General features: G+C 65.0%; 11 protein-coding genes and 1 riboswitch. Of the genes, 4 read left to right on the top strand and 7 right to left on the bottom strand.

The annotated features are described in order from the left end of the window. Positions 1-188: 188 nt before the first annotated feature. Positions 189-503, bottom strand: a complete 315-nt coding sequence (locus tag WG900_RS18275; RefSeq protein WP_339969495.1) for a hypothetical protein — start codon at positions 501-503, stop codon at positions 189-191. 126 nt (positions 504-629) lie between these two features. Next, complete coding sequence (locus WG900_RS18270; RefSeq protein WP_339969493.1) at positions 630-1,775, bottom strand: cell wall hydrolase; 1,146 nt, start codon at positions 1,773-1,775, stop codon at positions 630-632. 172 nt (positions 1,776-1,947) lie between these two features. Continuing rightward, a riboswitch (cobalamin riboswitch) is annotated at positions 1,948-2,137 on the top strand. 96 nt (positions 2,138-2,233) lie between these two features. Between WG900_RS18270 and WG900_RS18265 the strand changes: the two genes are divergently transcribed. The 4 genes from WG900_RS18265 to WG900_RS18250 are packed head-to-tail and all read left to right on the top strand — an operon-like array spanning position 2,234 to position 6,565. Continuing rightward, positions 2,234-4,042: a TonB-dependent receptor plug domain-containing protein gene (locus WG900_RS18265; RefSeq protein ID WP_339969492.1), complete on the top strand. Its 1,809-nt coding sequence runs from the start codon at positions 2,234-2,236 to the stop codon at positions 4,040-4,042. Next, positions 4,042-4,869, top strand: a complete 828-nt coding sequence (locus WG900_RS18260; protein WP_339969490.1) for an ABC transporter substrate-binding protein — start codon at positions 4,042-4,044, stop codon at positions 4,867-4,869. The genes WG900_RS18265 and WG900_RS18260 overlap by 1 nt, the downstream gene beginning before the upstream one ends. Continuing rightward, a complete protein-coding gene (locus WG900_RS18255; protein ID WP_339969488.1) occupies positions 4,866-5,846 on the top strand; it encodes a FecCD family ABC transporter permease in 981 nt (326 codons plus the stop codon). Before WG900_RS18260 ends, WG900_RS18255 begins: the two co-directional genes overlap by 4 nt. After that, complete coding sequence (locus WG900_RS18250; protein WP_339969486.1) at positions 5,843-6,565, top strand: ABC transporter ATP-binding protein; 723 nt, start codon at positions 5,843-5,845, stop codon at positions 6,563-6,565. The genes WG900_RS18255 and WG900_RS18250 overlap by 4 nt, the downstream gene beginning before the upstream one ends. Before the next feature lie 146 nt (positions 6,566-6,711). Here the strand turns inward: WG900_RS18250 and WG900_RS18245 are convergent, their stop codons facing one another. From WG900_RS18245 to WG900_RS18225, 5 genes are read right to left on the bottom strand one after another with little or no spacing between them, the layout of a single operon-like run. After that, positions 6,712-7,839, bottom strand: a complete 1,128-nt coding sequence (locus WG900_RS18245; RefSeq protein ID WP_339969484.1) for a ThuA domain-containing protein — start codon at positions 7,837-7,839, stop codon at positions 6,712-6,714. Continuing rightward, a complete protein-coding gene (locus WG900_RS18240; RefSeq protein WP_339969482.1) occupies positions 7,839-9,530 on the bottom strand; it encodes a GMC family oxidoreductase in 1,692 nt (563 codons plus the stop codon). The genes WG900_RS18245 and WG900_RS18240 overlap by 1 nt, the downstream gene beginning before the upstream one ends. 15 nt (positions 9,531-9,545) lie before the next feature. Continuing rightward, on the bottom strand, positions 9,546-10,184 hold the full coding sequence (locus WG900_RS18235) for a gluconate 2-dehydrogenase subunit 3 family protein (RefSeq protein WP_339969480.1): 639 nt from the start codon (positions 10,182-10,184) through the stop codon (positions 9,546-9,548). Further along, positions 10,184-11,041, bottom strand: a complete 858-nt coding sequence (locus WG900_RS18230; RefSeq protein WP_339969478.1) for a sugar phosphate isomerase/epimerase family protein — start codon at positions 11,039-11,041, stop codon at positions 10,184-10,186. The genes WG900_RS18235 and WG900_RS18230 overlap by 1 nt, the downstream gene beginning before the upstream one ends. Then, complete coding sequence (locus tag WG900_RS18225; protein ID WP_339969476.1) at positions 11,038-12,336, bottom strand: MFS transporter; 1,299 nt, start codon at positions 12,334-12,336, stop codon at positions 11,038-11,040. The genes WG900_RS18230 and WG900_RS18225 overlap by 4 nt, the downstream gene beginning before the upstream one ends. Between the last annotated feature and the right edge of the window lie 24 nt (positions 12,337-12,360).

Below are 12,360 nucleotides of genomic sequence, written 5' to 3'. Positions count from 1 at the left end.
GTGGCCCGGTTCAGAGGGTGCCGTAGGCGTGTGACATGGCGATTGCAAGTCGGGAAAGACTTGCATGTGCGCTTTTATATGCAATTGAGAAGCATTTGCAATAAGAGAATGCAGGCACAACCCTGCCATCTACGGGTTGGCTTGTCTCTTGGGGAAGTTTCTGCGCGTTCCGGCGCAGCGCGCGGCGATCAGGCCGGAACGCGGCTTTCAAGTCCGCGCGCCATGCGCCGGTCGAGCTGGCGGCAGATTGCCAGCCACTTGCGGCCGCTGGTGTCATCGCCGGCATCGAAGGCCTCAGCCGCTTCACGCCGCGCAACGGCGGCAGCGCCCATGCCGTGACGGGCAAAGTGCAGAAGGGTATCGCGCAGCACTTGCGGATCGCTCATCAGGTCACCGATCGGCCGCCCATTGTCGTTCGCGCCGCAAGACACGGCCCGGCGCTTGAAGATGCGCGCGAGGATAGCGTCGTTACCGGTCCGGGAAGCGGCGAAGGTGAGGGCCATAGGGGGGGCGCGCCTGTGTTGTTGCTCTTGGACCACCTCTCTAGAACAGGGACGCCAAGGCTTCGTCTACGCCTATGGTTTACGGGAGTTTACCTTGGTGCCGGGATTGACCTCAGCGCCCGTAGATCAAGTCCCCGGCTGGGCGATCCACTTGCCCGATTCCTGATATTCGGGGCGGATGCCCTGCGCTTCGGGCAACTTTTCGCCGCGATACTGCTTGTCACCGCCGCGCGCCTGCACATCGGGCGAATAGCTGGGCGCGGCCATCGGGCGCGCCGGAGCAAGACTGCCACCGGTCGGAACGACGGCGCCTTCCTGCGCGGTCTTGAGGCCTTGTTCATAGGCCTTCTGGATCTGCAGCGGATCGACGACCGACGGATCGGCCTTGTCCTGCGCCAGAGTAGAGCGTGGATGCGGCGCGGGCAGGGGCTCGCCGCCAACATAGGCGGTGCGGAACGCGCCGGGAGTGCCGGCCGGCCCCTTGAAGCGATAGAACCGGTGCGCGCCGATCGTGCCGAGGTAATTGAGGCTGGGCGCCCAATAGGGATGGACCGCGATGGTATGGTAATGCGTCGCCAGTCCCACCGGCGCATAGACATAGCCCGACAGCGCGGCGCGGGCGACGTTCTCTGCGCGCAGCCAGAACATCCGGCTCGGCACGCGGTTCAATGCGCCGTCGCAAGTGAACGAGAACTGGCACCCGGTGGTGCGTTCGGATCCCTGGAACACCACGCCGCAGACCGTGTTCGGATAGGCCGGATGCATCACGCGGTTGAGCACGACCTGTGCCACGGCGCGCTGGCCGCCATCGGGCTCGCTCGCGGCTTCGTAATAGATCGCCTGGGTCAGGCAGGTCAGCGCGCGGCTGCTGTCCGTCAGGTTGCCGTTAAGCCGGAGCGCGCGCGCGGTCGGTCCGCCGAACGGATCGACGCCGCCAGCCTCTGAATCCCACTGAGCCCCGGTATCGAGCGGCTGGGTCGGCTCTTCGGGCGCGAGGTAATAAAAGGCCGAGCCGGGGAACGAATCTCCGGTCCGCTCGAACGGCATCGGTTCAAGCTGGACCTGGGCCCTGCCGGCATTGCCGATGGCGAAATCAGACCATGAACTGGGCGCAGCAATGGCCGGGAAGGCAACCGCTGCAAGCAGCAGGCCGGAGCGCTTGCCGATGTGCCGCCGCCGCCGCTGCGCACCCAGGCCGCCCGCGTGCCGGGGCAACCGCGCGGCAAAATCGCGCGGCGGCAGTTCGGCAGAAAGGTCGGCACTTGGGGACATCTGGCGGGCAGGCTCCATTGGCGTGTTCGATACGCGCCTTCGCGCGTACCCCAGCGTGCCCCTGCCGCGCACGTGCGGATTCCGCGCCGTACCGGAAGGGGACAGTCCTACCCTGTAAGTTGAATCGGTTAATGAACCTCCCCGCTTGCACCCCTGCAAAGCGGCGCGTAAGGGCGCGGGCGACGTCATGGGTTGTCCGGTGCAAATCGGACCTAAGAGGGAAGCGGGTTCCAATCCCGCGCTGCCCCCGCAACTGTGACCGGGGAGCTTGCGCTCATCATGCCACTGGCCGTCAGGCTGGGAAGGCCGGGCGCAGGCGGTGATCCGGGAGCCAGGAGACCTGCCGATGATGGTCGTTCCGCAGCCGGGCGGGGTGTACCGGATGCAAGCGTGGGCTCGCCAATAAGGGCGGGTGGCCTCGCCATGGACGACGTTCGTTCATGGTTGGAGGTTTTTACGTGAAATATCTGTTTTTGCTCGGTTGTTCTCTTGCCGTTGTCGCGCCTGCATGGGCCGCTGATGGCGACGAGGAAATCACTGTCCTCGCCACGGGTCTCAGCCAGCCGGTCGACAGCACTGGTCAGGCGATCAGCGTGGTCGATGCCGAAGAACTCGCCTCGATCCAGGGGCCTGACATTACTCGCGTGCTGGAACGCTTGCCCGGCGTCACGCTGACCCGCAACGGCGGGCTGGGATCATTCACCGGCGTACGCATCCGCGGCGCCGATGCCGAACAGACCCTGGTGCTGATCGACGGCGCGCGGGTGGCGGATACGTCCTCTCCCGGCAGCGGCTTCGACTTCGGCACGCTACTTTCCGGTAACGTTGAAAAGCTTGAACTGCTGCGCGGATCGAACAGCGTGATCTGGGGTTCAGACGTCATCGGCGGCGTGATTGCCGTGACCACCAAGGCCAGCGAGGGCGTAGAGGCTTCGGCCGAATACGGTGCCTATGACAGCTTCACCGGATCGGCTTCGGGCGGGGTGAAGACCGGGGCGCTCTCGCTTTCGGTCAGCGGCGGCTATGCCCGCAGCGACGGCTTTTCCGCGCTGGCCGCCGATGCCGAGGCAGACGGCTTCGAGCAGTGGCAGGCCGGCGGACGCGCCGCGCTCGACATCGCCAGCGGCCTCTCAGCCTTTGTCGATGCACGCTATGCCCGGTCGGAAGCGGGAATCGATTTCTCCTTCGCCAACGATTACGTCCAGACCACCAAGCAGGCATCGGGCCGGGCGGGGCTGCGCTATGCCTCCGAGGCGCTGGACCTGACGGCGGCTTACAGCCTTGCCGATACCAACCGCGCCTATGACAGCGCGTCCTTCGGCTACGCCTATGACAGCCGCAACCAGCAGGCGGAGCTGCGCGGCAAGTGGAAGCTGGCCGGGCCGGTCGCAGTGCTGTTCGGAGCGGGCCATGTGTGGGACCGCTATGAGGGCACGTTCGACACCCGCCAGACGGCGCGGCAGGCGAACGGATATCTGCTGGCGGACTTCACGTCCGGCAGCGCCAATTTCGCTGCCGGGGCACGGATTGATCACCACAGCCGCTTCGGAGATGCCTGGACGATGGGGGCCAACGGTTCAGTCGGGATCGGCGGCGACTGGCGGCTGCGCGCCTCCTATGGCGAGGGCTTCAAGGCACCGACGCTCTACCAGCTGTTCGGCTTTGCCGGGAACCTCGGCCTCGAACCCGAGCGCAGTCAGTCCTACGAAGCGGGTATCGAGAAGGGTGACCGGTCATCGCCGCTGCACTTTGCCGCCACGGTGTTCCGCCGCGATAGTCGCAACCTGATCGTCTACGATGCCAATGCAAATGCCGGCTGGGGCGGCTACCTCAACCAGAGCCGCACCCGCGCCAGCGGGTTCGAGCTGGAAGCCGATGTTCGTCCGGTGGAGGTGCTCCAACTGCGCGCCGCCTATTCCTATGTGAAGGCCACGAACCGCACCACGGGCCGCGACCTCTATCGCCGCCCGCGCCATGCGCTGAGCCTGTCGGGTGACTGGACCACGCCGCTGGGCGGGCTGGTGATCGGGGCGGATACACGCTTCGCAAGTGAATCGGTCGACGATCCGTTTGGCGATACCAACCCCGCCAACGACGTGCGATTGAAGGGCCATGTCGTGCTCACCCTTCGTGCCAGCTTGCCGGTGACCGATCAGATCGAAGTCTTTGGCCGCGTGGAGAACGTCGGCGATGCCGATTATCAGGCGGTCGCGGGTTACAACACGCCGGGACGCAGTGCCTATGCCGGCCTGCGGGCGCGGTTCTGATGAAGCGGGCGTGCGTGCTTCTCGCGCTGGTGCTGGCGGCCTGTTCTCCAGCGCCGGTCGCCCGCGCGCCCGCCACTTCGCTGCCCAGCATCGTCAGCCTCAATCCCTGCACCGATGCGATTCTGGCCGAGGTTGCCGACCCCGTGCAGATCCTTGCCATTTCCGCATGGAGCCACGATCCCGCGTCGAGTTCGATGGACCCCGCGCAGGCGAGGCGGTTTCGGGCGACGAATGGCTCGGTGGAAGAAGTGCTGGCGCTGCGGCCCGACCTGATCGTCGGCGGAACCTTTACGCCGCCGGCAACGCGCAGCGCCTTTGCCCGGCTGGGTTGGCGGCTGGAAGAACTGGGCATTGCCGCGACGGTTGAGGAGAGCATCGCGCAGGTGCGTCATCTTGCGACGTTAACGGGCCATCCCGAACGCGGCGAAGCATTGGTTGCCCGGATCACTGATGCACTGGCAAAGGCCGCGCCGCCGCCGGGAGCGAGTCCCGTCCAGACCGTGCTGTGGGAGCCGGGCGGCATCGTGCCGGGTGACGATACACTGGTCGCTGACGTCATGCGCCGCGCGGGGCTGGCGAATTTCAGTGCGAGCAAGGGCATGAAGCAGGCGGATTACCTGCCGCTTGAGCGCCTTCTCGCTGATCCACCGGAGCTGGTGCTCACCGCCGGCAATCCGCGCGCCGAGGAAAACCGCCTGCTTGGCCATCCTGCCTTGGCGCGCCTGACGAAGACTCGCCGCGAGGCTGTCGACCCATCCTTGCTTTACTGTGGCGGTCCGACAATCATCCGCGCCGCCCGCCGTTTTGCCGAGGTGCGCGGAACATGACCCGCCTCAACATGACCCTGGTGTTGCTGATTGTGCTGGCGGTGCCGCTGTCGCTGCTGGCCGGGCAGGTGTGGATCAATCCGTTCGACCTGGCGGTGCCCAATGCCCGGTCCATCCTGTTCGAACTGCGCTTGCCGCGCGCCGTTCTGGCGCTGGCGGTGGGGAGCGGCCTCGGCGCGGCAGGGGCGGCGATGCAGGGCTATCTGCGCAATCCGCTCGCCGATCCGGGCCTGTTCGGCATCGCGCCCTGTGCAGCACTGGGGGCGGTTCTCTCGCTGTGGACTGGATATGCGGTGAGCGCCTGGATCCTGCCGCTGTTCGCGCTGGCCGGGGCAGCGATCGGCATGTTGCTGCTCAGCCTGATCGCCGGGCGGAACGGCGGCGTTGCCACGTTCACGCTGGCCGGAATGATGCTCGCCAGCCTCGCCGGCGCATTGATGAGCCTTGCCATCAGCCTTGCGCCTTCGCCCTTTGCCCTTTCCGAAATCGTCACATGGCTGATGGGCGCAGTGGCTGACCGGTCGTGGAACGAGGCGTGGATTGCCGTGCCGGGGGCGCTGCTGGGGATAATCGCGCTGCGACTGGCCGGGCGCGGGCTCGATGCCCTGCTGCTGGGCAATGCGGTGGCGCGCTCGCTCGGGATCAATCTGTCGCGTTTGCAGGCGCTGCTGGTCATCGGCGTTGGCCTGACCGTGGGGAGCGGTGTGGCCGTTGCCGGGATCATCGGCTTCGTCGGGCTGGTCGTGCCTCACCTCGTGCGCCCGCTGACCGACCGCCGCCCATCGAGCCTGATCGTGCCGAGCGCGCTGGCCGGGGCGCTGCTGCTGCTGATCGCCGATTGCCTGTGCCGCGTAGTGCCGCTGGCGGGGAGCGAATTGCGGCTGGGCATCGCGCTCAGCCTGATCGGCGCGCCGTTCTTCCTCGCGCTGCTGCTGAGGATGCGGCGCGGCACTTCGGCGGATGGAGGCTGGGCATGACTCTTTCGGCCAACGCACTGGAACTGCCCGGACGGTTGGACGGCATATCGCTAACCCTGCGGCCCGGCGAACTGACGGCTATCGTCGGCCCGAATGGCGCAGGGAAGAGCAGCCTGCTCGCTTGCCTCGCCGGATTACTCGATGGCGGCGAGGTTCGGCTGGACGGCATGGCGCTAGACGAGGCCCACCCCCACGACCGCGCCAAGGCCATCGGCTTCCTGCCGCAAACACCCGAAGTGGCGTGGGACGTGACGGTTGAAACGCTGGTTGCGCTGGGTCGGCTGCCGTGGCCGGGGGCGCCGGGCGGCGCAGCCATCGAAGCGGCTATTGCGGCGATGGACCTCGAACACTTGCGCGTACGCCGCGTATCGCGCCTGTCCGGCGGCGAACGCGCACGGGCCCTGCTGGCGCGGGTGCTGGCCGGGGAACCGAGCTGGCTGCTGGCGGACGAACCGCTCGCCAACCTCGATCTCGCCCACGCCGCCGCGCTGATGGGCAAGCTGCGCAAACAGGCGCGCGAAGGCCGCGGCGTGGTCGTCGTGCTGCACGATCTGGCCGCGGCGATGAACCATGCCGACCGCGTCGTGGTGCTGGCGGACGGCGGAATCGCGGCTGACGGCACACCTGCCGAGGCCATGACGCCGGACTTGATCGGCGCGGTGTGGAAAGTCCGCGCCCGCTGGCTTGGCGAGCCGGGCGCGAAGGCCCTTTCGATCTGAAAGCGCGGATTTTTTACAGGGTTTGACGCAGGTCAAGGTTCTCAGAAACGGGGAGGCTTAGCCCGACATTGCAGGTCCTTTCAGGGCCTCGTTTCTCCCCGCCTAGGAGCGGCTGTCTCACGTGAACAGCCGCTCTCTTTTTTTGCCTAGCGTGCGGGGCACGCCTTCTTGTTGCTCGCCGCCCAGTCAATGCCTGCCTCCAGCAGCGCGAGCGCCTGCGGCTGGGTATAGGTCTGCGGCATGTGGCCGATGGAAGAATAGAACATTCTGCCCCTTCCGATGCAGTTGGTCCAAGCCAGCGGGTGATCGTTGCCCATGTCGAGATAGCCGTCAGGGCCCATCGGGCTCTTGCGGGTATAGGACCCTTCATCCAGCGAGGCGATGACCTGCGCACCGGCGGCGCGCGGGCTGGTCTTGAAGGAATACCATTCGTCGGTCATGCGCCATTCGCGCGGCAATTTCGCTGCCTTGGCGATCGGATGATCGGTGCTGACGATCACGCGGGCTTCCTGAAACTGCGGGGCCATCGGGTGTCCGGTGAAGCGTGCGCCGATCAGCTTGTCGGCATACCAGTCCCAGAAATAGGCCGGATCGCCTGCGCTGCCGTGCATTGCGGCAAATCCGCCGCCCTTGGCGAGGAAGCTCTGCAATGCCTTGCGCTGGCTCAGCGTCAGGATGTCACCGCTGATGTTGTTCCAGATGACGGCATCGAACTGGCCCAGCGTCCTGGCATTGATCGCGCCGCCCTTTTCAGTGAAGGCGATGGCCCAGCCCTTGCGCTCCGCCATGGCGGTCAGCGCGGCGTGGGCCGCTTCGACCGATGGCACGTCTTTGAAGCCGTTAATCTTTTCCATCACCAGCAGACGTACCTTGCCCTTGGGCATGGCGGGGAAGGTGGGCACATCGTTGTCAAAGCGCTGGCAACGAGCCGCCTTGTCCGCCGCCGTCACCGGCAAAGCGCGCAGCTCCTTGTCGATCTCGGCAACCTTGTCCGCCGACATGCCGGTGAAGCGGGTGGCGGATTCGGCGGTTAGGATCGAGGCGAAGCTGGGCGTCTTGGTACCGGCGAAGTTCGGCGGCATCTTGTCAAGCCGGCCCGGAGCATGCTTGTCGATCACCGCCTTGGCCGCCGGGCTGAGCAGCACGTCGATCAGCGGCGATTGTGCCGAGAAGGGAACGTCGCGGTTCGGGCAATCGGTGACCGGGCCGGCGATTGCGGGGGCGGCAAGCGCCAGCCCGGCCAGCGCCGCTGCCGTGGTGAGAACAACCTTCATCAAATCTTGCCTTCCTTGAGGAATTCCACGGCATGGTGCGCGGCGCGGGCCGAAAGCGCCATGTAGGTGAGCGACGGGTTCTGGCAGCCGGACGAGGCCATGGCGCCGCCATCGGTGCAGAACAGGTTCGGCACTTCGTGGGCCTGGTTGTACTTGTTGAGCACCGAGGTCTTGGGATCCTTGCCCATCCGCACTGTGCCCATTTCGTGGATGCCGAGGCCGGGGGTGCCCGGTTCCGTGGCTTGGTTGACAACGACGCCGCCAGCGGCCTCGATCATCGCCTTGCCGTCTGCCAGGATGTGCTTGACCATGGCGTGTTCGTTCGGACCCATCGTGCATTCGATGTGCGGGATCGCGATGCCCCACTTGTCCTTGCGGGTGGGGTTCAGCGTGACGCGGTTTTCCGGGTTGGGCAGCATTTCGCCGAAGCCCGAAATGAAGGCCATCCACGGACCGAACTTGTGCATGCCTTCCTTGTATTCCTTGCCGATCGTGCCGGGTTGGTTCTGGCCCTTGCCGGTCATGCGCATGGCGCCGCCCTGATAGCCATAACCGCGGACATAGCCTTCGCCAGGTTCCGTGACGTTGCGGAAGCGCGGGATGTAGATGCCGGTCGGGCGGCGTCCCTTGTAGTACGAATCCTTCGGACCGTTCGGCAGGATGCCGGCGGTGGACAGCGCGTACATGTGGTCCATCAGGTTGCGGCCGACTTGGTCCGATCCGTTGGCGAGGCCGCGCGGATTGGCATCGTTGGCCGAATTCAGCAGGATAGTTGCCGAGTTGATCGACGAGGCATTGAGGAAGACGATCTTGGCCTCATAGGTCTTGCCAACCTTGGTCACGGCATCGATCACCCGCACGCCTGTGGCCTTGCCGGTCTTCGGATCGGTGACAACCGAATGGACGATGGCATTGGTGATCAGCGTCAGGTTGCCGGTCTTGCGCGCTGCCGGCAGCGACGAGGTCAGCGTTGAGTGCATCGCACCGAACGAGCAGCCGCGTTCGCAGATCGAGCGGTTCTGGCAAGGGCCGCGGCCCAGTTCTTCGTGGTGCGGCTTGGCTTCGGACAGGTTGGCGTTGCGGCCGATGATGACTTTGCGGGTCGGGAACTTCGATTCCACCGCCGACTTGAGCATCTTTTCGGCGTCGTTCATTTCCCACGCCTTGAGGAACTTGCCATCGGGAAGCTGGGGCAGGTTTTCATAGCTGCCGGCCACGCCGATGAACTCCTCGACGTGATCGTACCACGGGGCCAGATCGGCATAGCGGATCGGCCAGTCGACGCCGTAGCCGTCCTTGGCATTGGCCTCGAAATCGATGTCGGACAGTCGGTAGGACTGGCGGCCCCACATGATCGAGCGGCCCCCGGTGTGATAGCCGCGGATCCAGGTGAACGGCTTGTCCGCCGGCGTTGAATAGGGGTGGTCGCTGTCCTTCACCCACATATGCTTGGTGGCGTGATTGAATGCATAGCATTGGCTCTGCACGTAGTAGTCGCGCGCAACCTCTTCTTCAGGCACGCGGTTGTTGTTGGGGAACTCCCACGGCATCGTCATGTCCGTGTAGTCCTTGGCGGGATCGATGTCGTAGCCCCGTTCGAGCATGAGGACCTTGAGGCCCCGCTCGCACAGTTCCTTGGCGGCGATACCGCCGCTCATGCCCGAACCGATGACGATTGCGTCGAATGCCATGGAAATATTCTCCGTTCAGCCGAGACCGCCGACGCCAGCAAAGGGTCGGGTCTGGGGGGTAATCTTGAGCGAGGGGACGAACGGTCCGGGGACGTGTTCGTAAATGACTTCCTGGGTCATCGCGACTTCGGACGTGTAGTAGAGGGTGATGATCAGGTCTTTGAGTTTGGCATAGGCGGGATCGGCAACGGCGGGACCCGCCATCATCGCCGCGAGGCCCGTCAGCTTTTCCTTGCGCGGCACGGTCTTGAGCGCGGCCTTGTCATAGGCAATGAGCAGTTCCTTGCGGCGGGCTGGGGTCAGCGCGGCGAAGGGCTTCTTGTCCGCATCCAGCGCCATCTTCTCGATGCCGGGAAGCGCGCCGAGGATCTGCGCCTTGGTGGCGGGCGAGGCCCAGTTGATCATCAGGCTGTCGAGCTGCTGCGGCGCCTTGGTGAACACGGCGCCGGGGGTGTCGGTGGCGGGGATAAGCGTATCGGCCAGTGCAGTGACCAGCGCCATCTGCGACGGGCTGAAGAACTTCTTCGCCGCCGGCTTGCCCCTGGCCTTCTTTTTCGGGGCGGCCAGCGCTTCGAGCGGGAGCGCTGTCGCGCCGATCAGCGCGGCGATCGAGGCCAGCGCACCGCGCCGGTGGATGGAAAATGCGTCAGTCATCAAGCCTGCTCCCAGCAGTCACGGATATAGGAATAGCCCTCGGAGTAGACCTCCTCGGGGCTGGCGAAGAAATCGCGCCACACGCGGGTGGCAGCGGCGAGTTCGGGCAGGGCCTTGCCGAAGGCTTCGATCGTCAGCCAGCCATCATAGCCAAGGCCCTTGAGCTCGCCGATCGTCTCACGGATCCTGGCGTGGCCGCGCCCCGGCGTTCCGCGATCGTTCTCGCTTATGTGCACGTGATTGACGTGACCCTTGCCATAAGCGGTGCGCAGCGCGGCGAGCGGGTCCTTCTCCTCGATGTTCGCGTGGAACGTGTCGTAAAGGATGCCGAAGCCGTCTTCATTCAGACGCTCAAGGTAGCTTGAGCTTTGCTCGCAGGTGTTGAGCAGGTAGCACTCAAACCGGTTGAGTGGTTCGAGCGCGCATATCAGGCCAGCATCGCGTGCCTTCTGCGCCACTTGACCATGCACCCCGGCGCAGCGCTCCAGTTCGTCTTCCGTGGGGCCTTTGCCCGAGAACACACCGAGCGGCTGGAACCACGGCCCGACCAGCGCCTGTGCGCCAAGCGCCTCGCAGCAGTCGATCACGCGATTGAGGTGATCGACGCCTGCTGAACGTGCCGCCGCATCGGCGGAAACCGGAGAATGCGCTTCGTCCGGGATCAGCGCCACGGCTGTGCGTTGCAGGCCGAGATCATCAAGGATCGCGCCAAGCTTTGTAAAGTGCGAAACGTCTGACGGATCGAACACCGGCACTTCCACGCCGTCGAAGCCGGTTTCCTTGAGCGCGCGCAGCACCGGCACGTGGCTCTCGTCCACGTGGCCGGTCCACAGCAGCAGGTTCATGCCGATTTTCATTTGGTGTTCCGATTGCGTTCGAAGAACCACACCAGGCCGAAGATCACGAACAGCACGACCGGGATGATCGCGATCGTCTGGAACGAGGTTTCGGCGGCGTAGGCGAGCACGCTGTGCATTTCCGGCGTGCCCGACTGGAGAGCGTCGAGCGCTTCTTTGCTGCCTGCCTTGACGAGCTTGGCATTGTCATAGATCTCGCCCAGCTTGGGCAGGACAAAGCGGATCGCCAGTGCGCCGGCAAAGCCGATCAGGCCGATGCCCCACGGACCGCTGCGCGGGAAACGGCGCGATACGGCGGCGAGCATGGTGGGCCACATGAAGCAGACGCCGAAAGCCCAGAAGGTCGCCGCGACAAGTGCAGTAACCGCCGAATTGGCAGTGCTCAGCAAGTAGAGCCCGATGGCGGCCGGGATCGTGCTGAACCACAGCAGGCCCATGTCGGAGAACTTGTGATCGAGCGCGCCGGCGAAATGCCGCATCACGAACATGATCGCCGAGACATAGACCAGCACCAGGATGCCCGAGAAGCCGACCGTCTCGGTCAGCGTCACGTCAACCCATGCGCCCGGAGCCAGTTCGGCCGAGGCGGTGAGGAACATGATGGCGAAGAAGGTCCAGAACGTCGGCCGCTTGAACGGTTCGGCCATCATTTCGCTGAATGTCACGCCCTGCGCGGTGCTTTCGGTCTTCGGAAATTCATGGCGCAAGGTCCACAGTGCGAGGACGATGCCAGGGATGATCGGCAGGGCAATCAGCACTTGCCAGCTGAGGTTCAACTGCTTGAAGAACAGCACCGAAAGCAGGCCGCCAGCGACGATGCCTGCCGGCCACCAGGCGTGGAGCGTGTTGAGCTTGCCGGTCTTGTCATTGGGATAGATCGTCGCGGTGATCGGGTTGATCGAGGCTTCGGTTGCGCCCCAGCCGAAGCCCCAGATGATCATGGCAATGTTGAGCATGGTATAGACCGATCCGCCGGCATTGGCCGACATCAGCACCAACGCCGGGCCGACGATGAAGCAGGCGGCGGCGAACAGGATCACCTTCTTGGCACCGAAGCGGTCGAGCAAGGGGCTGATCACCAGCAGGCTGAGCGCGAAGCCGAGGAAGCTGTTGCCCAGAACCGTGCCGATCATCGCGCCCGAATGCTGCGCATCAATAGGATCGAGGAGCGATGTCTTGAGCGCACCGGCAGCCCCCGCACGGATCGAATTGGCCAGCGCCGCGGTGAACAGCGCAAGCACGCTGATCCAGAAAATCGACCGGTGATTGGCCGGTGGGCCTGCCTGCTTGTCCATTCTCACTCTCCCCTATTCCTCTTT

The sequence above is a fragment of the Novosphingobium aquae genome, from assembly GCF_037572715.1.
GTDB lineage: Bacteria > Pseudomonadota > Alphaproteobacteria > Sphingomonadales > Sphingomonadaceae > Novosphingobium > Novosphingobium aquae.
This window is presented reverse-complemented; position numbering and strand designations above follow the sequence as displayed.

What these genes read in the sequence shown, in the direction of transcription:
- WG900_RS18275 (WP_339969495.1), bottom strand. Translation starts at nt 503, where the DNA reads ATGGCCCTCACCTTCGCCGCTTCCCGGACCGGTAACGACGCTATCCTC.
- WG900_RS18270 (WP_339969493.1), bottom strand. Translation starts at nt 1,775, where the DNA reads ATGTCCCCAAGTGCCGACCTTTCTGCCGAACTGCCGCCGCGCGATTTT.
- WG900_RS18260 (WP_339969490.1), top strand. Translation starts at nt 4,042, where the DNA reads ATGAAGCGGGCGTGCGTGCTTCTCGCGCTGGTGCTGGCGGCCTGTTCT.
- WG900_RS18255 (WP_339969488.1), top strand. Translation starts at nt 4,866, where the DNA reads ATGACCCGCCTCAACATGACCCTGGTGTTGCTGATTGTGCTGGCGGTG.
- WG900_RS18250 (WP_339969486.1), top strand. Translation starts at nt 5,843, where the DNA reads ATGACTCTTTCGGCCAACGCACTGGAACTGCCCGGACGGTTGGACGGC.
- WG900_RS18245 (WP_339969484.1), bottom strand. Translation starts at nt 7,839, where the DNA reads ATGAAGGTTGTTCTCACCACGGCAGCGGCGCTGGCCGGGCTGGCGCTT.
- WG900_RS18240 (WP_339969482.1), bottom strand. Translation starts at nt 9,530, where the DNA reads ATGGCATTCGACGCAATCGTCATCGGTTCGGGCATGAGCGGCGGTATC.
- WG900_RS18235 (WP_339969480.1), bottom strand. Translation starts at nt 10,184, where the DNA reads ATGACTGACGCATTTTCCATCCACCGGCGCGGTGCGCTGGCCTCGATC.
- WG900_RS18230 (WP_339969478.1), bottom strand. Translation starts at nt 11,041, where the DNA reads ATGAAAATCGGCATGAACCTGCTGCTGTGGACCGGCCACGTGGACGAG.
- WG900_RS18225 (WP_339969476.1), bottom strand. Translation starts at nt 12,336, where the DNA reads ATGGACAAGCAGGCAGGCCCACCGGCCAATCACCGGTCGATTTTCTGG.